Consider the following 20940-nt stretch of genomic DNA (forward strand, 5'->3'; position numbering starts at 1 on the left):
TTTTACTTTTAACACTTTTACATGAAGCTATTTTACCGGTTTCTCCTGCTGTGGGTAGGCTTTTACGGGGTTACGTCATCTTTGCATGCGCAAACGAAACCCCAGACCGAGCCTAATTTAGTTATTTTCAAGTTGAAGGCTTCGGCCACTTCTGGGACGCAGGCCCGTTCCGGGCAAAACAACCTGGCCCAGATTCTCAGACCGGTGGCGGTTACCTCCGTGCAGCGCAAGTTCCCCAAAGCGGCGGCCCTGCCAACTGGTGCACAAGCTAAGATTACCACTGCCCCGTTGGTAGACCTTTCGCTGTTGTATGAGTTGAGGTATGAGCCTGGTCAGTCTTTTGAGCAAGTGAAGAAACAACTGCTGGCCTCCGGTCAGGTAGAATACGTGGAACCGCTGTACAACTACGCTCCTCTCTACACTCCCAATGATCCCCAAGCCAACCCCAACACGGGCGGCCAGAGATCCTACCTCTCCAAAATTAAAGCGTATGACGCCTGGGACATCACCATGGGAGACACCACCGTGGTTATTGGTATTCTGGACACCGGCGTGCGCCTTACCCAGGAAGACCTGGTAGGCAACATCAAATACAACTACGCAGACCCCATTGACGGCATTGACAACGACAACGACGGTTATATTGATAATTATAGAGGCTGGGATTTGGCAGACAATGACAACAACCCATCTTCTGATGCCAACGGCCATGGCACCAACGTGGCCGCCATTGCCGCTGCCCAGGCAGACAATGGCAAAGGCATGGCGGGCGTAGGATTCAAATGCAAATTCCTGCCGGTTAAAATCTATGCTTCTCCCGGTTCTTCAGGAGCTTTCAAAGGCTATGACGCCATCGTGTATGCAGCAGACCACGGGTGCAAGGTGATCAACCTTTCCTGGGGTGGCCCAGGCTCCCCTTCTGCGTTTGAGCAGGACATCATCAATTACGCTGCCATCAATAAAAACGTGACCATAGTGGCGGCGGCCGGCAACACCAATGAAGAACTCAACTTCTACCCTGCCTCATACCAGAATGTGCTTTCTGTGGCCGCCCTGGATGGGAATGATGTAAAAGGAAGCAGCCATACCTTTAGTTACAACGTGGACATAGGGGCCTTGGGAGTGAATGTGCTTACCGCCCGTGACGAGAACAACAACAGCTATGCCATGGGTAGCGGGTCTTCTATGGCCACACCTATTGTGGCAGGAGCCGCTGGTTTGCTACGGAGCAAGTTCCCCAACATGAACTCTCTGCAAATTGCAGAACAGCTTCGGGTAACAGCAGATGATATTTATTCTATTGATGCCAATCAGAATTATCTTGAGAAACTGGGTAGAGGCCGGTTGAACATTCACCGCGCCCTGCGCGAAACAGACGCGAAATCCGTGAGAGCAACTTCCTGGCAGATTGGTACGGCGGGGGTGGCGTATTCTGGCGAGGCGACCGAGGTGAGCGTTTCTTTCACCAATTACCTAGCACCTGTTTCTGGCCTATCCGTTTACCTGAGCTCTACCAGCCCTTTTGTAGACGTGGTGGAGGATGAGTTCATAGCAGGTAGCCAGGCTACATTGGCCACTTTTACCAACCAGGGTAAAAAATTCAAGATACGCGCGACGGATGATGCCCCAGTCAACTCTGAAGTGTGGTTGCGTCTGGGTTTCATGGACGGAGCATATACAGACTACCAATACATTAAAGTGGTGGTAAACCCAGACTACCTGACCACCAACGTGAACAACCTGCGCGCGTCTGTGATTAGCCGAGGCAACATTGGCTATGACGGACAGAATTTGAGCATCGGGCAGGGCGTGACGTATAAATCCACTACTCCGCTTTTGTATGAAGGCGGCTTATTGATAGGTTATTCTGCCACCCAAGTGTCTGACAACATCAGAAACGAAAAAGGCACGACAGACAAGGATTTCTATGCCCTCACGGCTTTGCAACGGAGACCTTCCTCCCCACTGGCTAACTTCTCTGCCAATAACATGCTGGAAGACTCCCTTAACACCCGCAAGCCTCTGAGCATGCGCATCCAGCAGAACGTATTTGCCTGGGCAGATGCACCCAACCAAGACTTTGTAGTGCTGGAGTACCTGCTCACCAACCGCACCCAACAAACCATTTCCAATGCCTACGCGGGCTACTTTGCTGATTGGGATTTGGTGACCGCCGCCAGAAACGTAGCGGAGTACAAGGCTGACCTGAAGATGGGCATGGCCTACCCTAAGGCAGACGCCAAGGTATTCATTGGCATTCAGTTGCTTTCTAGAGGCGCACCCGGTTTTTATGCCTTTGACAATTCAGGCGCTCCTTCTGGTACCATCATCATTGAGGACGGCTTTACCACCGCTGAGAAATATAAGGCCTTGTCTGGTGGTCTACAACGCACCAGCGCTGGCCTCACAGATACCAACGGCAAGGATATCTCCTTCATGATTTCATCTGCCATTAAAACCCTGGCCCCAACTCAAACAGACACGGTGGCGTTTGCCATAGTGGCGGGCAATACCAAGGAAGCCCTTTTTGAAAACGCTGCCGCCGCCCAGCAGAAATACCTGCAGATGACCTCAACCAGAACCGTCACCGGATTGCCTGAAGAGGCGCTGGCCACGGAAGTGAAGGTATATCCCAATCCTTCTACGGGCCGTGTCACGGTAGCTTTCCCGGCGAGTGCGCAGAGACAGTCCAGCCAGTTGCATGTGTTAGACAGCCAAGGCAGAACAGTTTACCAGATGCTAGTCCCTACGGGTAGCAAGGCAGATCTTGACCTGAGCCACCTGGCCAAAGGAATGTACTTCCTGAAGATTTCCACCGGCAAAGAAGTGACTACCAGAAAGCTGGTGCTCATTCACTAATTGTGAGCATCTGAGTATTTAAAGAAAATTCGTTTTTGGCCTGTTTCCTGGAAAACAGGCCAAAAACGACAAAAAGAAAGGGCAGCCAATTGTGGCTGCCCTTTCTTTTTTATGTAAACCAGAAGCTTACGCCTGGTTTTGCTGTAATCTGATCAAGTTCAAAGCAGAACCCGCTTTAAACCACTCAATCTGTCCTTCATTGTAGGTGTGGTTGGCGTCAAAGGTGTAGGTAGAACCGTCTTTGTGCGTCAATCTCACTTTCAATGGCACACCAGGCGTGAAGTTGGTCAGGCCAATGATGTCCAACACGTCATCCTCTTCAATGCGCTCGTAATCTTCTTTGTTGGCGAAGGTCAGGGCCAGCATTCCTTGCTTCTTCAGGTTGGTTTCATGGATACGGGCGAAGGATTTCACCAATACCACCTGCACCCCCAGGAAGCGAGGCTCCATGGCTGCGTGCTCTCTGGAAGAACCTTCACCGTAGTTCTCATCTCCTACTACCACAGATCCAAGACCAGCGGCTTTGTAAGTACGGGCTACTTTAGGAACTTCGTCATAACCGCCACCGCGTACCAGTTGGCTCTTCACGCTGTTGGCTTCGCCGTTGTAGGCATTGATGGCACCAATCAACATGTTGTTGGAGATGTTGTCCAGGTGACCGCGGTATTTCAACCATGGACCTGCCATAGAGATATGGTCAGTGGTACATTTGCCTTGCGCTTTGATCAACAGTTTCAAGCCCATCAGGTCTTGTCCGTTCCATGGTTTGAACGGCTCTAACAACTGCAATCTGTCTGAGCAAGGATCTACCACTACGCTTACGGCGCTTCCGTCTGCCGCTGGGGCTACGTAACCGGCGTCTTCTACGGCAAAGCCTTTCACTGGGAACTCAATACCCATTGGCTCGTCTAACATCACTTGCTCGCCGTTTTTGTTTGGCAGCGTGTCGGTTAGCGGGTTGAAGGTCAGGTCGCCGGCAATAGCAAACGCAGTCACGATCTCAGGAGAAGCCACAAACGCGTGGGTGTTCGGGTTACCGTCGTTCCGCTTGGCGAAGTTACGGTTGAACGACGTGATGATGGAGTTCTTGCGCTTAGGGTCATCTGTATGACGGGCCCACTGACCAATACACGGACCACAGGCGTTGGCTAGTACTACCCCGCCAATCTCAGCAAAGGTGTCCAGGATGCCGTCACGCTCTGCTGTGTAACGAACTACCTCAGAACCTGGGGTGATGGTGTACTCTGCGTTCACCGCTAAGCCTTTGTCAATGGCCTGCTGGGCCAAAGAAGCGGCGCGGGTTAAGTCTTCATAAGAAGAGTTGGTGCAAGAACCAATCAAACCTACCTCAAGTTTGGCCGGCCAGTTGTGCTCACGCACGGCAGCGGCAAACTGAGAAATTGGCCAGGCTGCATCTGGTGTGAACGGTCCGTTCACGTGTGGCTCCAACTCGCTCAGGTTGATTTCAATTAACTGGTCGTAGAAGGCTTCAGGGTTGGCCATTACCTCGTCATCGGCACGCAGGTGCTCAGCAACCTGGTCGGCCAGTTCGGCAATCTCAGCGCGCTCAGTACCCACCAGATAGTCTCTCATTTTCTGGTCATAGGAGAAGACAGAGGTAGTAGCCCCAATCTCGGCACCCATGTTACAGATGGTAGCTTTACCAGAGCAAGAGATGTTGTTGGCACCCTCACCGAAGTATTCTACAATGGCACCGGTACCGCCTTTCACAGTCAGGATACCCGCCACTTTCAAGATAACGTCTTTGGCCGCTGTCCAACCGCTCATCTTGCCGGTAAGTTTCACGCCAATCACTTTCGGGAATTTCAGTTCCCAGGCCATGCCGGCCATTACGTCAACGGCGTCTGCACCGCCCACGCCAATGGCAATCATACCAACACCACCCGCGTTTGGCGTGTGCGAGTCAGTCCCGATCATCATACCGCCCGGGAAGGCATAGTTTTCTTGTACCACCGTGTGGATGATACCCGCACCCGGCTTCCAGAACCCGATGCCGTATTTGTTAGACACAGAGGCCAGGAAGTCATACACTTCTTTGTTCTCAGTGTAGGCTTCAGACAAGTCTTGCTCAGCACCTACGCGGGCCTGGATCAAGTGGTCACAGTGTACCGAAGATGGCACTGCCACCGTTGGTCTACCGGCCTGCATGAACTGTAACAAAGCCATCTGGGCAGTAGCATCCTGCATGGCAACGCGGTCTGGCGCAAAATCTACGTAAGACTTGCCACGCTCATAAGCCTGCGTAGCCGCACCGTTATATAAGTGTGCGTAAAGGATTTTCTCGGTAAGAGTTAAGGGGCGGCCCACCGCCGTGCGTGCTGCTGCCACCCGGTCTCCCAGCTGCGCATACACGCCCTTGATCATGTCTACATCAAATGCCATAGATCTGCTTCGTATTTATTTTAGGTAAGTACTTAAGGATGTCCGCAAATGTCGCAAACAGAACCCTTTTACACAAATAATTAAATATCTCCTAACTCTATAGGGTTTTCTACCTGAAATGTCTGATATTTCACGGTTGCCCTATACCTTTGCTGCATGAGCTTTAAATCAAAGACCCATTTTTTTCTATCCTCGTTCCTGCTTTCCACAGGCCTTTTTATGACCGCGTGTAACTCCAACTCAGACAGCACGTTGCCCGCCGGCCCTTGGCGCGGCACCATTGAAGTGAGCGGCCATACCATGCCGTTCAACTTTACCGTGGCAGAGGAGAATGGAAAGCAGGTAGCCTATTTGGTTAACGGAGAAGAGAAAATTTTGATTGACGAAATCACGTTTGACCAGGATAGCGTGCGCCTGCAGATGCATATTTTTGACGCCACGCTGCACGCCAAGGTAGACAAAGGCCAACTCACCGGCCGCTGGGAACGCCGCGACCAGGCCCAACCGTACAGCCTACCCTTTGCGGCCGAGCATGGCAAGACCAACCGCTTCGTAGAAAAGCCGGCCAAAGCCGACGTTGATATTTCCGGTAAGTGGGAAGTACTGTTTCAGGGCGAGGAAGGAAACAGCTATCCGGCCATTGGCGAATTCACCCAGAACGGCAATACCCTGACCGGCACTTTTTTAACCCCCACCGGCGACTATCGCTTTCTGCAAGGCCAGGTAGCAGGCAAAGAAATAGGCCTCTCTACGTTTGACGGCTCACATGCCTACCTTTTCACCGCAGAAGCCCAACCCGACCAAACCCTGAAAGGTGATTTCTACGTGGGCCTGGCGGGGCATGAGACCTGGACGGCTAAACGCAACGAAAACTTTGAACTTCCCTCTGCCGACACCCTCACGCACCTGAAGCCGGGTTATGACAAACTCTCTTTCGCCTTCCCAGATTTAGAAGGCAAACAAGTTTCTTTAGAAGACCCAAAATTTAAAGGCAAACCGGTGGTGGTGCAGATTTTTGGATCGTGGTGCCCCAACTGCATGGATGAGACGGCGTTTCTGGCACCTTGGTACGCCAAGAATAAAAGCCGAGGCGTAGAAATCATTGGCCTGGGGTATGAGCTGAGTCCTGAGTTTGCGAAAGCCCAAACCAGAATCTCAAAAATGAAAGACCGCTTTGACGTGGAGTACACCTTGCTGGTAGCCGGCACCAAAGACAAAGAATTGGTGGCCAAATCATTACCAGCCCTGAGCAAAGTTGTCTCCTTCCCTACCACCATTTTCATTGACAAACACGGCAAGGTACGCAGAATCCACACTGGTTTCTCTGGCCCTGGCACCGGTAAATACTATGAGACCTTTGTAAAGGAGTTCAACCAAACCATTGATAAGCTGGTAGCTGAGAAATAACCCACCTCTTGATTGCAAAACGAAAGCGGCGCAGTTCTCAAAAGGACTGCGCCGCTTTCGTTTTTGGCCTGTTTTCTGGAAAATAGGCCAAAAACGGTTAAGGCTACTTTTATTTGAAAGAAATCACTTTGCATAGGTGCGCAGGATAGAATTAGCTCGTTTTAAATATTTAGTATTTTCTATATATTTAACCTTCAATTTATTATACCATTAGCAATTTATCACATGAGAAGACTTTTACTATTCTGTCTTGGCTTATTTCTTGTGTCTTCTTGCGGCGGCAATGCTGGCAAAGAGCGTGTAGACGAGCTTACCTCTACGGGGGTGAAGGTAGAGAATGAACGGGTGACCGCCTGGTTTCCCAAAGACTCTGTGCAAGACATTAGAATGAAGGAGATTGCAGATTCTTTACAGCAAATCATCATTGCCTCAGAACAGATGATTGGCAATCAGCCTTGGCAACAGTTCAAAGGCAAAAAAGATAAACTACTATTTCAACGAAGGCAATTTTGTGTCTGTGGCTAATGCAGACGGAGATGTGTTTATACCCCTTTGGCGCATCACGTCTGGCCAGGCTCCAGTGCATCATGAGACCATGCACGTGCTGTTGCGTACCAAGGAAGGCAACTGGAACTCCGTGTCCAAGGTGGTTTCTTTCTTCACCATACCCATGTGGTTCACAGAAGGCGTAGCCGAATACCTGGCCATGAAAGTCTCTCATGACACCAAGGTTCCCAAGTTGGATTTGCAGAAAAGTGGCGGTTATTTAAAAGTGGATTCTACCTGCAGTGCCGCGCTTAAAACCGAAGTGGGCCAGTATGTGGTAGATTACATTGGGGAGGAAGGCGCCATGCTCAAACTCTTCACCTCTGACCGCAAGACCTATGCCCCTCCCTTCTACAACTGCTCCTGCTCTTTCACTAAATACTTAGGCGAAACCTATGGCACTGAGGTTCTTTTGCGAAGCAACGCCCAGTTCAAAGATGAGCAGGAAACATTGGAACAGCTTACCAAAAAAGACCTATCTACTCTTAAAGAAGAATGGCTTACTAATCTTAAGAAACAGTACAAATAAGAAGACACTTCTCTAAAACGGAAGTGGCGCAGTTCTTAAAAGGACTGCGCCACTTCCGTTTTTAGCCTATTTTGGCGAAAACAAGCCAAAAACGACATGCCTTGAAGGCCCACGTTGCTGGTTACTGCTCCAAAGGCTTGCCTGCTTCCTTCCAGGCTTTGAGGCCGCCGTCTAAATGCGCCACGTTGGTATAGCCCATCTGCTTAAGGGTAGTAGCCGCCAAAGCTGAACGTCCGCCCCCGGCGCAATGCAGAATAAGGCGCTTTTTCCGGTCAAACTCAGGTTTATGGTAGGGCGTGGTGTCATCTGCCAGAAACTCAAGCATACCCCTGGGCGCATGCGTGGACCCGGCAATCTTGCCACTCTCTTTCAGTTCTTCGCTTTCCCTGATGTCAATCAAAGTAGCATTGCCCTGGGCCAGTTCTCGTTCCACCTGGTCAGGAGAGAGGTTCTCTACATTTTTCTTGGCCTCTGTGACCAGGTCTGAGGCGGTTCTGTTTTCCATAGTTTCTATGTTTTTAGGTTGGCTTTTTAAGTTTTAACGTGTGTTTACAGATGTGTGCAGAGAAGTCAGATGGGTACGTAAGCTAAACAGGTAATACCGTTCCGTTTTTAGTCTGTTTTCTGGAAAATCGCCTAAAAACGACGATCCTTGCATAGTAGGAGGAGTGTCTTGCTTTATACTCCATTGTGGGCAAAAAAGCTACCTTTTTACTTGCCTAGAGACTCGTCTGTGAAATGCTCCCGGTGCTTGGGTTTGGAGAATTTATCCTGATTAAACGCCTTGGAACCACCTCTGGGAATGGACAAAGACGACCAGCCGCCTTCAGAGGCCATTTTGCCAATGTACACTATCTGCCCAACGTGATATGGGTAATGCGCCAGCTGCCGGTTGATGGCCTCCAGGACCGTGTGGCCTTGGTTTCTGATGTAGATGGTTTGGGAAAGGTCTTCTGGAGTCAGGGATTTAAGCGTAGCCAGGAAGCAATCCCAGCCTTCGTTCCACTTTTGGAGCACCTCTTGCGGGGTGACAAGGTCGTTGTCAAATTCGGCTTCGCGGTCTCGCCAGTCTTTTTCACCGTCTGTGGTCAGGAAATCTGTCCACCGCGAGAGCATATTGCCCCAGAGGTGTTTCACAATAGTGGCGATGCTGTTGCTGTCCTCGTTGTATTGCCAGAAAAGCTTCTCCTCAGGCACTTGCTGAAACGTCTTCTCTCCCAGCATCCGGTAATATTCAAACTGTTTTACAACACTTTCCAGGTACTCGCTTGTCATAGCACTGTCGTTTAAAGTATGGTATACGGTTACATTGTGTCTGAATACTTATTCCACTATCCTAACTTTAGCCTAGGTAGATAAGGGCCTTAAAGCAGTGTTGTTTAGTACTATGCGGCATTGGTAACGGCTTACTGTTTTAAAGCCCGGCGCAGGTAATTTATTTGCCCCAGATGGTACGAGAGGTGTGCAGACAGATGCATTAAGAAAAAGCCCGTGGTCATTTCTTGGCCTAACACATTCTCTGGATAGGTTTCTGTCAACGCTTCTTCCTGCATCTGTCCAAGCGTGGCTTTTACAATGCGTTTGGCTTCTTCTACTTGCTGGAGCAGTTTCTCTTTGGGGATATTCATCAGGGTAAACTCCGCTTCCCGGTCTCTCACATAGCTGTCGCTCCCCAGGTTCTTCCCGATGTAGGTGCGCAAATTTCCTACCAGGTGCAGACACAGATTACCTGCCGAATTCTTAATGCTGCCCGTAGTCTGCCATAGGTCATTCTCTTCTCTAAACTCACTGATTTCGCTTGTAAGTTTGTCCAGGTCACGTGAGAATATCTGAATAAATTCTGTAATCATTGGATTAGAGTTGGGGGGGAAAGACTTTATAACTGTTAGTATAAAAAACGTGTGAGGTCGTCGGCCGAAACATGGTTTTTATACAGTGTTGTGGTGCGCTATTTTTCTTTCCAAGTTATCTGAGTTATTTTCCAATTATCCTTCTCTTTTTCAAGCTTCACAATCGGGTGGTAGTGGTCTGCGTAACTTTTCTTGCCTTCATAATTATCGAAGAACCTTAATGTGGCAAGCCAATTGTCACCGCTCTTTTCCAGATTACTAACTTCCACGTCGGCAAAGGGTTCTTGGGTTCTTGGCTCCTTATCCAATAGTAATAGTAGAGCCAGTCGCAGTATTTGTCGAACTCGTAGGCGTCCGCTTCACTATAAACTGACCAGTCTACTTTGGCCATATTTTCAGCACACCCTGAAATTCTTTGTTTCTCTTGCTTAATGAATTTATCTGAAACTGTGGGCAGCTTTCTTAGCTGTTCAAAGTATGGCTCGTACTCTACTTTACTTTTTCCTGCATTGCCTTCCACGATTCTTACTTCAATCGGTGTATTGGGGTCAGGATTGTTTACATTCTTTATATACCAGCGGTGGAAAGAAGTCGCAATTTTTTTAAGCTGTCGTGTTTCAGCTGTCTCTTGAGTAGATGCCACAGACTTCTCAGATGGTTGACTATCGGTTGAATCCTTTATAGATATGGCTTCTTGAATAAAAACCGCGTTATCCTTTACAGTAATATTTTCTTTTGGCTGTTCCGTGGAGCAACTAAGCAATCCCAAAACCGAGAGCAACAGAAGTATCCTTTTCATATTTAAAATTACCAAAACGGCTAGTATAAAAAACGTGCTAGGCCGTCGGCCGTAGCATGATTTTTATACAGTGTTAGCAACAGTAATTTTATTTTTTATCAGGAAAGCAATCACTGCCAAAGGCTGGGCCGCCGTACTGCACTAATATTCTTTTGTTGATTTTCTTGAAGTTACAACCTTTGACAATTTCATCTATAATTGCCTGTTCGGGTATTGTATCAAAGATGAGGTATTCAAGGCCATACAAGTCATTAGTTGGATAGCCAATGGAAGAGTAATCAATTTTCAATTTGTCTGGAATCGAGAAACTGTTACTTATTGAGTTACAGTTTGCCTTATCCAAATAGGTTCTAAGCTTTTCGATTTTCTCTTTATCCAAATTCACAATTTTGAAAGCATCCTCCAATTCTTTGTTGTCCAAGTCTATGTCAAACCTATGGAACTGTCCGTAATCATCAAATATGGCTTCTGTGTACCAAGTGGTTTTGTCGTGATAATTCTTCTGGTCTAACTTAAAATCTATATTATCATCAGAGTTGAACCTTATGAAAAGAACTAATTCTTTAGGCTTTATTTTATTGAAATAGCTTGCCAAGGAATCTATTTCGCTCTTCTTCTCTTCGTAGTTAGTGAAAACTCCCTTCGTGGCGTCACCACAACTTGTGAGACATAATGCAATCACAAACAGCACTAAAGAGATTATTTTCATTCTTATTGTTGCTAACTATCTACTAGACCGAACTGTTCGGCTTATCTTCACTATATGTGGAGGAAATCAAAAGTAATACTCTAAGATAGTCGTTATTTGAAGGAGTTCTACTATAGTCTTTACTAGTGTATTAGTTATAAAGTAAATCCGTTTTTAGCCTATTCCCGCCAAAACAGACCAAAAACGAGTACAGCATAACAAGCCAGACTATAAGTCTTGCTTCTTGCCAAGCACTACTTGATTCTATTTTTCGCGCTCTATGGTGTAGCGGATGAGTTGCTCCAAGGAGTCTCTGGACGGGGAGGCGGGAAAGGTATGCAGCAGTTGTAGCGCCTCCTGGTGGTAGGCGTTCATGACCTGGATAGCATAGTTGAGGCCGCCAGAATTCTTCACGAAGTCAATGACCGTATTGATTCTGTCTGCCTTGCCGTTGTTGTTTTTGACGTTGTAAATGATGCGGCGCTTGGTGAGCCAGTCGGCTTGTTGCAGGGCGTAGATTAGGGGCAGTGTCATCTTCTTTTCTTTGATGTCAATGCCCACGGGTTTGCCAATTTCGGCGGTGCCATAGTCAAACAAATCGTCTTTGATCTGGAAGGCAATGCCCACTTTCTCCCCAAACAGACGAGCGCGTTCCACGGTCTCGGCATCAGCGCCCACCGATGACACGCCCACGGCACAGCAAGAGGCAATCAAAGAAGCGGTTTTCTGCCGGATGATGTCAAAGTACACAGACTCGTCAATGTCCAGACGGCGGGCCTTCTCCATTTGCAGGAGCTCGCCTTCGCTCATCTCCCTAACGGCGTTGCTCACTATCTTGAGCAGGTCAAAGTCATTGTTGTTGAGTGAGAGCAAGAGGCCTTTGGAGAGCAGGTAGTCGCCTACCAGCACGGCAATCTTGTTTTTCCAGAGGGCATTGACGGAGAAGAAGCCGCGGCGGTAATTGGCGTCATCTACCACGTCATCATGCACCAGCGTGGCGGTGTGCAGCAGCTCAATGAGGGCGGCACCGCGGTAGGTGGCGTCTGTGATGTTTTCCTGCAACAGCTTGGCCGTGAAGAACACAAACATGGGCCGCATCTGCTTGCCTTTGCGTTTGACAATGTAGCCCATGATCTTGTCCAGCAACAAAACATTGGATTGCATAGACTGCCGGAATTTCTTCTCGAATTCCTGCATCTCTGCCGCAATGGGGGCTTGTATCTGGTTTAAGGGGCTGCTCATCTCTGCGTCGCAATATTACCATCCTAAACCCGCTAAAGCAAACCGGCCGTTTGCTTTTCACGGGTTTGTGGCCGTACTTCGCTATGTTTCACCTAAGCGCACTTTCTACCCGCATGATACAGTACTCAGAGTTTGTTCTTTCCTCTGCCCACGGCCGTGATTTTTCTGTGGATGCCCGCTGGGTTTCTGACAACGAGCCGAAGCCCGTGGTCCTCTTCGTGCATGGTTTTAAGGGCTTCAAGGACTGGGGCCACTTTAACCTGCTGGCAGATTATTTTGCAGCGCACGGCTTTGTGTTCATAAAGCTGAACCTGTCTCACAACGGTGTGGAACCCGGCGGAAGCGACCTCACCAACATGGAGGCCTTCGGGAACAACAACTTCTGCATTGAACTAGACGATCTGGGCACGCTCATAGACCAGTTAACCGCTGGCTCCACGCCCATTCCCGCCCAGGAACTGGACGCATCTCACCTGCTCTTGATTGGCCACAGCCGCGGTGGCGGACTGGTGCTCCTGAAAGCCGCCGAAGACGCCCGCGTTTCTGGCGTGGCCACCTGGTCTGCCATCAGTGACATTGATCAGCGCTGGTCTAAGGAATTGATGGAAGAATGGAAGCGCACCGGCGTACAGTACATTGCCAATGCTCGTACCGGCCAGCAAATGCCCTTGTATTACCAGCTGGTAGAAAATTTTGAAGCCAACCGGAAGCGCCTGGACATCTTGAAAGCGGTAGAGAAACTGTCTGTTCCGGTGCTCATCATCCACGGCGAACAGGACGAAACCCTGCCCTTGTCTATGGCACACGAGCTGCATGCCCAAAACCCTTTCGCAGAACTGTACCTGATCCCAGAGGCGGACCATTCCTTCGGGGGGCGGCACCCGTACGAGGCTACGGAACTTCCCGCCTTCGCCAAAGCCGCCGCCGATAAAACCATCCAGTTCTTTCAAGCCGCGTTGTCATGAGGCCGCTGTACTTGCTTTTGGGCAGCAACCTGGGTGACCGGGTTTCTTTCCTCCAGGAAGCGTTTGATCGTTTATCGGGTATTTTTGGGGAATCAGGGCAAAAGTCCAGCCTCTATGAAACGGCTGCCTGGGGCCTTGAAAATCAACCGGCCTTCTTAAACCAGGCCCTCTTGTTCCAGACAGACCTTCCGCCAGACCAGGTATTGGCCCATACCCAACAGATTGAGCAGGACCTGGGCCGTGAGCGCAAAGAACGCTGGGGCGCCCGCGTCATAGACATAGACATTCTTCTGTATGGGAACACTATTCTAGAAACCCAAAACCTTACCATTCCCCATCCCCATTTGCATCAGCGCCGCTTTACGCTGGCCCCTTTGGCAGAACTGTCGCCTTCCTTTGTGCATCCGGTTTTAAAAAAGACCATCGCCCAATTATTGGCAGATTGTCCAGATCCGCTGGAAGTGACATTAATGTGCTAGTTTTGAGGTGGGATTTGAAGATGTGGAGATGTGGAGATTTGAAGATGGTGAAATGATTGAATAGCCGTTTTTGGGCTGTTTCCAGGAAATCAGGCAAAAAACGGCACTCACTCACTCACTCACTCACTCACTCACTCACTCATTACTTGTCATCCTGAAAGGATCTTGTGGGCAAGTTATAAGGACGTTGGCTATAACACCTCCCGCAAGTTTGAGCGCAGCGGAAACTTGTGGATAGGCTTAGGAGCAAGTTTATCAACTTGCCTGATCCTTCCGCCAACCCACGCAAGTTGATAAACTTGCGCCATGATTAGCTCCAAGTCACAGACTTGAAGCAGGAGAGTAAGCGTTTTTGGGCTAATTTTCAGGAAACAAGCAAAAAACAGCCCTCCAAGAATTTCTTAAAAACCTCATCTTCACATCTTCACAATTCCAAATCTTCACATCTGAAGAATCAGCATCTTACTTCCGTTGGTCAAACTTCTGGTAAATGGAGTTCTGGCTGATGTACTCGGGGACCAATTGCTTCATCTTTTTGATGACTTCCACATTGTTCTGAGAATGGAAGAGGTCAATGAGGACCTGGATTTCATGAAGGACCAGGTGCACCTGTTGGGCGGGTACGTTGGCGAGGCGAATTTTGGGGTGATCAGTGGCCTGAACGGATTCGTTTTCATGGAAAAGCTCTTCTTCCAGCTTTTCGCCGGGGCGCAGGCCGGTATACACCAGCTGAATGTCTTTGCCCAGGGTGAGGCCAGAGAGCTTGATCATCTTCTTTGCCAGGTCTACTATCTTGATGGAATCGCCCATGTCAAAGATATAGATTTCGCCACCACGGCCCATGGCGGACGCCTCTAACACCAATTGGCAGGCCTCCTGAATGGTCATGAAATAGCGCGAAATGTCTGGGTGCGTGACCGTGAGCGGGCCGCCTTCCATGATCTGGTTCCTGAATCTGGGAATGACAGACCCGGTACTGCCCAGCACATTGCCAAACCGCGTGGTGATGAAGCGCGTGCGGTTGTTGCCCGTGTCCCGCAGATAATGGTCCAAAGACTGCACGTACATCTCACAGAGACGTTTGGAAGCCCCCATCACGCTGGTGGGGTTTACGGCCTTGTCAGTGGAGAGGAGTACAAACTTCTGAGCCTGGAACTTGATGGCCAGATCTGAGAGAATCTTGGTGCCCAGAATGTTGGTATTGAGCGACTCCGTGGGGTTCTCTTCCATCACAGGCACGTGCTTGTAGGCGGCGCAATGGAAAACCAGCTCGGGCTTGAAGGTTCTGAACACGGCTTCCATGCGGGCGGCATTGCAGATATCGCCCAGCACTACCTCAAACCTTAGCTTCTGGTACAGTTCCGTCAGTTCCAGTTCCAGGTCGTACAAAGGAGACTCGGCTTGGTCAAGAAGAATGAGTTGCTTGGGTTTGAACCGAATGAGCTGCCGCACCAGTTCGCTGCCAATGGAACCAGCGGCGCCCGTGATTAAAATGGTTCGGTTCTGGAGTTCCTTGTGCAGCAGCGGCGAATCAATCTCGGCGGCGGCGCGGCCTAAGACGTCTTCAATGCGCACCTCCTTGATCTGCTTGAAACTCAGCTCGCCGTTGATCCATTTGTACGTAGGCGGCACAATTAACACCTGCACTCCGGCCTTGAGACAAGCTTCAACCAATTGCCTTTTGCGGGAGATAGACAGCCGCTGCACTGCCAGAATAAGAAGGTCTACCTTCAGGTTGGTCAGTTGGTCGGCGAGGGTTTGCGTGGGTTGTAATATGGGAATGCCATTGATGGCCAGGCCAGTCTTTGACGCCTCGTCATCCAGAAAAGCCAGAATGCGGTAATAGGTGCCCATGTCCTGCTGCAGGGTGCGCTGAGTAATGGTCCCCACCTCGCCGGCGCCAAAAATGGCCACGTTGATTTTCTTGCTGTTGGTGTGGTTCCATTCATAATGCAGAATCTTGGCCCAAACGCGCACCATAGAGGTGGCCATGAGACTCAAGGCATAGTCAATGAGTAACACCGAGATGGGAATGAAATTCTGGTACCCGAAACCTTTGTTGTACACCAGCTGGGCGGCCACCAGCACCAATGAGCTGCCCGTGAGCGCGAAAAAGAGTTTACGCAGGTCGTCAATGCTGGAGTAGCGCAGGATGCCCCGGTGGGTTTTGAAATAATACGCAGCCAGGCCTTTTATCACCAGCACAATGGGCAGCATCCACCCTACTGACAGCTCTGTAAAAACCGGCAGGCTGAAGTTGAACCGAAGCAGGTAGGCCGCTAAAAAGGACAGGGCACATAAACAGAGGTCTATGGCAAACACCAGTTGCTTTGGCATTTTCTGAGTAAACATCTGCTGCATGTGCCCCATCTTCTTTTGCAAAATCTATAGCGCCGAGGATTATCCTACCTGGGAAACCTCAGCGTTTTTGTCAATTTTCTTCACCAGACCTTGCAACACCTTGCCCGGGCCGCACTCTACAAACAGCGTGGCACCGTCAGCGATCATTTGCTGCACAGACTGTGTCCAACGTACGGGAGCCGTTAATTGCTGGATGAGGTTTTGCTGAATTTCTTGCGGATCTGTATGCGGCTTGGCGTCCACGTTCTGGTACACCGGGCAGATACCCTGCTTAAACTCTGTGTTACGGATGGCCGCTTCCAGTTCTGCTTCGGCAGATTTCATGAGCGGTGAATGGAAGGCTCCGCCCACAGGTAAGACCAGGGCGCGCTTGGCACCGGCGGCTTTCATGGCTTCGCAGGCTTTTTCTACGCCGGCAATGGAACCAGAAATTACCAATTGGCCTGGGCAGTTGTAATTGGCGGCTACAACCACGTCGTCCACCTCGGCGCATATCTGCTCCACCTTTTCGTCTTCCAGGCCCAAGATGGCGGCCATGGTAGAGGGTTGCTCCTCGCAGGCTTTTTGCATGGCCAGGGCACGTTTAGACACCAGGCGAAGGGCATCTTCAAAGGAAAGCACTTTGTTGGCGACCAAGGCAGAAAACTCACCTAAAGAGTGACCAGCTACCATCTCTGGCGTAAAATCCTGAGCCACGGCGGCCTGAATAACGGAATGCAGGAAAATGGCGGGCTGGGTGACTTTGGTTTGCTTGAGTTCTTCGTCGGTGCCAGAGAACATGATGTCGGTGATCCTGAAACCCAGAATCTCGTTGGCTTGCTCAAACAGGCGTTTGGCTTCTTCATGCTGGTCATACAGGTCCTTGCCCATGCCCACAAACTGGGAACCCTGCCCCGGAAAAACGTATGCTTTCATAGCTTTTGGTTTTTTGTTTTTGGTCTCTTTTCTGGAAAACAGGCCAAAAACGGCGGTTTTCTCTAGAAAAGAAAACAAAGATAAGAAAAAGGCGCCCATTCTAAGAAGGGGCGCCTTTTCTATGATGGGCTTAGTGGATGATCTCTACCCAGCCCTTGAATACTCTGACGTCTGGCGTGCTGGACCTTCCGTAGAATTCCACCTCCACCTGGTAGAAGTAGGTACCGTCTGCCAGGGCTTTGCCGCCATCGTCTACGCCTTTCCAGTTCAGGCCTGGTTCTGAGTTGCCTTCAAACACCTTGTTGCCCCATCGGCTGAACACTTTCAACCTGGCAGATTTAATAAAGGCCGCACCTTGTTTAGGCGTGAACACGTCATTGACCCCGTCATTGTTGGGCGTAAAGATGTTAGGCAGAATAAACACAATACAGTTGTCTTTGCAGGCCACGTCCGTCTCCTCAAATACACTGGTATTGCCGGTCACATCCGTGGCGGTCACGGCATAGCATCCCGCAAAGGACTGTAAGCCGGTATGTGTGAACGTCATAGCCTTGGTAGTCCCAATCACCTGGAAGGGGTCATCATCTTTGGCTTTATAATACACGGTGTAGAGGGCAATGTCTGCCGTGTTACAACCTTCTGGCAGGGTCCAGCTCACCACGTTCTGGAACGGCGGGTTGGTTGGCTCCGTGATTTCAGGACATGGATCCAGGGTGACGATAGGCTTGCAGACCTGCACCAGACAGGCAATCTGGCTGTTGTTGAGGATTGGGTCTGGCAGCAACGGATTCTGGTAGGTCCCTTTGGTCACCACGTAAGCACAGTATTCCTCTCCCACCAGCAACGGAATGTTTTTGGTATAGGTACCGCTGGTTGGACCGGCGGCCACGCTGTCATAGCGCTCAAAGTTGCCACCGGGCTTCTTAAGGTAAATGACATGGTGGTATTTCCGGTCTTGCTGCGCGTTGTCCCAAGGCACGTTATAGGTCCAGTTCAAAATGAGGGAGGTGCCGTTGGCCTTGGCCGTAAGTCTTACACTAGACGCCGAGGCCGAGTCTGCCAGCACGGTAGCCGCCCCTGCCCCATCGCCACGGTATAATTCCACGCGGTAGATGTAGGAGGTGTCCTGGGTGTTGAGCCCGTTGTCTACAAAGATGGTGTCATTCAAGCCCAGGTTAGGACGCACCTCTGTGAAGACCGCCGCTGGGCCGCGGCCTTGGCCTAGGGCTCTCAGCAACCGGTACCGGTACGGGCCAGGCAACTGATCTATCAAGGTTTTGGGTTTGTTCCACTCCACGCGCATCTTACCGGTGGTGGTGCTGGTTTCTGTTACGCTGACCTTGGTCATGGCCAGGGACTCCAGCGTGGCGCACACTTCATTAGAGGCTAGGCTTTCTCCGCCTCCGGGCGCTCCAAACTCCACATAGATCCGGTAGCAGTAGGTTTTGTTGCGCGGCAGGCCTTGTCCGTTGTTGGTGTCTGTGAAGGTGGTGGCGTTGGCATTCACCTGCCCTACGCGCACGAACCCAGAAGACGCCGGAATTCCGGTCTCGCAGTAGCCAGGCACAAACGTAGAAGGCCCTTCTTTTCTATATATATAAATGCGGCTGGCGTTGACGCAGTTGTAGGCCTGCCAGTTGATGGTGATGGTATTACTGCTCTGTACCACTGCGGTGGTGAGCACGGGCGGCGGCCCGATGACCGTAATGCGCCAAGGCTGGATGTCTACCAGCGGCTGCACCCCGGCTGGCGGAATATCAACCGCCCTGAACGTGACCTGGTACGGCTGACGACGCACGTCTAAACAAGCCAGAGTCTGCCAGTTGAACACGTAGGCGGTATCTGGAGTGCTTGCTTTGGTAAAGGTGGCCGGCGGCAACATCTCCCCAAAGGCAGACACGTTTACCTTGTGCCGGTCTGGGTCTGTTACTATAATGGTGTCCCGCAGTCTGGTGCCGGCTATAATACAGGTGTCTCTGGGCACAAACAGCCTGGGCGGCCTGTTGGGAATGTCCTTTACTAGAATCTGCATGTCGCGCACCACGCGTCCAATGAGCCGCTTGTTGCGCCACTCCTCTACCACGAAGGCAATGTTGAACTCTCCCAAGACGCCGGGCGTGTTCCAGGTGATCTGACCAGTGACGGGGTCTAACCTAAAGAAGGGCGCGCCCGAGTTGACCGGAATGCCCAAAAAGTTTTCCAGACCGCGGTAACCAGGAGCAATGGTGGCAATGGGGTTGCCACAGGCATCACGGCCGCCGTCTATCCTGGGCTCAAACATCCTGAACACCAGGCTGTCGCCGTCCTCGTCATATGCACCGGGGTTGTGCACGAAAATGTTGTTGATGTCTGCCACGTCAATGGGCGGCACCAGCAAGACCGGAGACCGGTTAATGCCCAAAAACTGGTCAATGGTTACGGTAGAAGTCAGGAAAAACGACTGCTGCACCGAGTTGGACAGGTTGATGATGCTGGCGTTTCTATTTTCCCCAATGAAAGAGACGGTGAACGTACCGTCCCCAGAATAGGTGTGCTCAAAGAAATAGGTATTGACCAACGTGTTGTTCTCTCCGTTCTGCAACAACACCCTGGAGGCTCTCACCGACGTCTGAGGCGTGCTACAGTCGCCGAAGTACAGTGTGGCCTGCTCGTCTTCAATGCCGCCGGCCACCGTGTAGGTAACCAGCTTAAAGAAGAAACGAAGAGGGTTCCTGGCAGCGGTGGTGTCACTTTTGGCAAAGATGTTCCCCGCCCGTATGTGGGTGGCCTGCGCGGCAGGAGCAGAAAACAGTAAAAACGCGAACAACCCAAGCAGGAAACCAAGCCGGGCGAGCAGTCCTTGACGTTTTAAAGGCATAGAGTAGAGTTTTGCATGCAGTAACAAAGATAAAATAAGACGCCAGAAGGCCATAAGATGACATGGCAGCGGCGCACGAATCTTCGCTGAAATATAGGTTCTTTTCTATAACGTATTCTAAAGTTTCCTGTTGTAATACTTCAACGGCATTCTGGTTTTTAGCCAATTTTTCTGAAAACAAGCTAAAAACAACTTTGTTTAGTCAGGAGAAGGCGCTGCGCAGACGGCAATTTAGATTAATTCAAAATTGCTTTGCACGTTGCGTAACAAAGGCACGCCGTGTACCTTTGGAAAGATTTTACCAATCCTGTTACCCTAATTCTACAACCTTAACACAGCAAAATGAGTTGGTTTTCAAAAACGTTTTCCAGTACCATTGGGCGCAAGCTTTTAGTGGCTGTCACTGGACTGTTTCTCTGCTCTTTTTTGGTAGTGCACCTGGTGGGAAACCTCCAGTTGTTCAAAGGTGATGGCGGCGCGTCCTTCAACATCTACTCCCATTTCATGGCAACAAACCCTATCATCCGCACTATGGAAATTGTGCTGGTCTTGGGTTTTGGATTTCACATTTATGAGGCCCTGGTACTTACCAGAAGAAACAAAGGCGCTCGTACTACAGAGTACGCGTACAACCGCCCGCAAGACAACAGCAACTGGTCTTCGCGCAACATGGGTCTGCTAGGCACCGTGATCCTGGTGTTCTTGATCATCCACTTGTACAACTTCTTCTGGAGAGCCCGCTTTGGCGAGCCCAACATGATTCCCATTGAAGGCACGGACTATGATGACCTGTACTCAGTGGTAGTGCAGTCGTTCCACTTATGGTGGTATGTGTTGATTTATGTGCTGGGTCAGATTGCCCTGGGTTATCACCTGTTCCACGGGTTCCAAAGCGCCTTCCAGACCCTGGGATTGAACCACAAGAAGTACACGCCGGCCATCCAGATGTTTGGGGCCTTCTTCTCCATTGTGATCGCAGCGGGCTTTGCCTCTATGCCACTCTATTTTTTCATCAAAGACGTTGTTTTGTAATAAGCGAA

At 50.2% G+C, this 20940-nt stretch carries 17 protein-coding genes; 7 read left to right on the forward strand and 10 right to left on the reverse strand.

The window, feature by feature from the left end; all coding sequences use genetic code 11:
- The first annotated feature begins 21 nt into the window (after positions 1–21).
- Positions 22–2859 (forward strand): S8/S53 family peptidase, encoded by a 2838-nt coding sequence (locus tag GU926_RS05240; RefSeq protein WP_160689695.1) that lies wholly within the window; start codon positions 22–24, stop codon positions 2857–2859.
- A 126-nt stretch (positions 2860–2985) separates the two neighbouring features.
- Here the strand turns inward: GU926_RS05240 and GU926_RS05245 are convergent, their stop codons facing one another.
- Positions 2986–5262, reverse strand: a complete 2277-nt coding sequence (locus tag GU926_RS05245; RefSeq protein WP_160689697.1) for an aconitate hydratase — start codon at positions 5260–5262, stop codon at positions 2986–2988.
- A gap of 219 nt (positions 5263–5481) precedes the next feature.
- On the opposite strand from GU926_RS05245, the gene GU926_RS05250 reads away from it, so the two are divergent.
- From GU926_RS05250 to GU926_RS05260, 3 genes are all read left to right on the forward strand, one after another.
- Positions 5482–6669 (forward strand): peroxiredoxin family protein, encoded by a 1188-nt coding sequence (locus tag GU926_RS05250; protein WP_232058439.1) that lies wholly within the window; start codon positions 5482–5484, stop codon positions 6667–6669.
- A gap of 225 nt (positions 6670–6894) precedes the next feature.
- A complete protein-coding gene (locus GU926_RS05255) occupies positions 6895–7194 on the forward strand; it encodes a hypothetical protein (RefSeq protein WP_160689701.1) in 300 nt (99 codons plus the stop codon).
- Between the two features lie 13 nt (positions 7195–7207).
- On the forward strand, positions 7208–7744 hold the full coding sequence (locus GU926_RS05260) for a hypothetical protein (RefSeq protein WP_160689703.1): 537 nt from the start codon (positions 7208–7210) through the stop codon (positions 7742–7744).
- A 121-nt stretch (positions 7745–7865) separates the two neighbouring features.
- Here GU926_RS05260 and GU926_RS05265 read toward each other — a convergent pair whose 3' ends face one another.
- The 6 genes from GU926_RS05265 to GU926_RS05290 form a co-directional block, all read right to left on the reverse strand.
- Positions 7866–8249, reverse strand: coding sequence for a rhodanese-like domain-containing protein (locus tag GU926_RS05265; protein WP_160689705.1), 384 nt, complete (start codon positions 8247–8249; stop codon positions 7866–7868).
- A 206-nt stretch (positions 8250–8455) separates the two neighbouring features.
- Positions 8456–9019 (reverse strand): DUF1572 domain-containing protein, encoded by a 564-nt coding sequence (locus GU926_RS05270; RefSeq protein ID WP_160689707.1) that lies wholly within the window; start codon positions 9017–9019, stop codon positions 8456–8458.
- Between the two features lie 131 nt (positions 9020–9150).
- The gene (locus GU926_RS05275; RefSeq protein ID WP_160689709.1) at positions 9151–9594 is read right to left on the reverse strand and encodes a DinB family protein; all 444 of its coding nucleotides are present in this window, start codon (positions 9592–9594) and stop codon (positions 9151–9153) included.
- A gap of 217 nt (positions 9595–9811) precedes the next feature.
- A complete protein-coding gene (locus GU926_RS05280; protein ID WP_160689711.1) occupies positions 9812–10393 on the reverse strand; it encodes a hypothetical protein in 582 nt (193 codons plus the stop codon).
- Between the two features lie 88 nt (positions 10394–10481).
- The gene (locus GU926_RS05285; protein ID WP_160689713.1) at positions 10482–11102 is read right to left on the reverse strand and encodes a hypothetical protein; all 621 of its coding nucleotides are present in this window, start codon (positions 11100–11102) and stop codon (positions 10482–10484) included.
- A 243-nt stretch (positions 11103–11345) separates the two neighbouring features.
- Positions 11346–12323: a polyprenyl synthetase family protein gene (locus tag GU926_RS05290; RefSeq protein ID WP_160689715.1), complete on the reverse strand. Its 978-nt coding sequence runs from the start codon at positions 12321–12323 to the stop codon at positions 11346–11348.
- 113 nt (positions 12324–12436) lie between these two features.
- Here GU926_RS05290 and GU926_RS05295 point away from each other — a divergent pair, with 113 nt between their 5' ends.
- Entirely contained in the window at positions 12437–13288 is an 852-nt protein-coding gene (locus tag GU926_RS05295; protein ID WP_160689718.1) for an alpha/beta hydrolase family protein, read from the forward strand.
- Positions 13285–13767 carry a 2-amino-4-hydroxy-6-hydroxymethyldihydropteridine diphosphokinase gene (gene folK, locus GU926_RS05300; RefSeq protein ID WP_160689720.1) on the forward strand — a complete coding sequence of 161 codons (483 nt, stop codon included), beginning with the start codon at positions 13285–13287 and terminating at the stop codon, positions 13765–13767. The genes GU926_RS05295 and folK overlap by 4 nt, the downstream gene beginning before the upstream one ends.
- 462 nt (positions 13768–14229) lie before the next feature.
- Here the strand turns inward: folK and GU926_RS05305 are convergent, their stop codons facing one another.
- The 3 genes from GU926_RS05305 to GU926_RS05315 form a co-directional block, all read right to left on the reverse strand.
- Complete coding sequence (locus GU926_RS05305) at positions 14230–16128, reverse strand: polysaccharide biosynthesis protein (RefSeq protein ID WP_160689722.1); 1899 nt, start codon at positions 16126–16128, stop codon at positions 14230–14232.
- Between the two features lie 39 nt (positions 16129–16167).
- Complete coding sequence (gene fabD / locus GU926_RS05310) at positions 16168–17043, reverse strand: ACP S-malonyltransferase (RefSeq protein ID WP_160689725.1); 876 nt, start codon at positions 17041–17043, stop codon at positions 16168–16170.
- A gap of 130 nt (positions 17044–17173) precedes the next feature.
- A complete protein-coding gene (locus GU926_RS05315) occupies positions 17174–19900 on the reverse strand; it encodes a T9SS type B sorting domain-containing protein (RefSeq protein WP_160689728.1) in 2727 nt (908 codons plus the stop codon).
- 342 nt (positions 19901–20242) lie between these two features.
- On the opposite strand from GU926_RS05315, the gene GU926_RS05320 reads away from it, so the two are divergent.
- Positions 20243–20932, forward strand: coding sequence for a succinate dehydrogenase cytochrome b subunit (locus GU926_RS05320; protein ID WP_160689730.1), 690 nt, complete (start codon positions 20243–20245; stop codon positions 20930–20932).
- The last annotated feature ends 8 nt before the right edge of the window (positions 20933–20940 follow it).

This window comes from Nibribacter ruber (assembly GCF_009913235.1).
GTDB classification, from domain to species: Bacteria; Bacteroidota; Bacteroidia; order Cytophagales; family Hymenobacteraceae; genus Nibribacter; species Nibribacter ruber.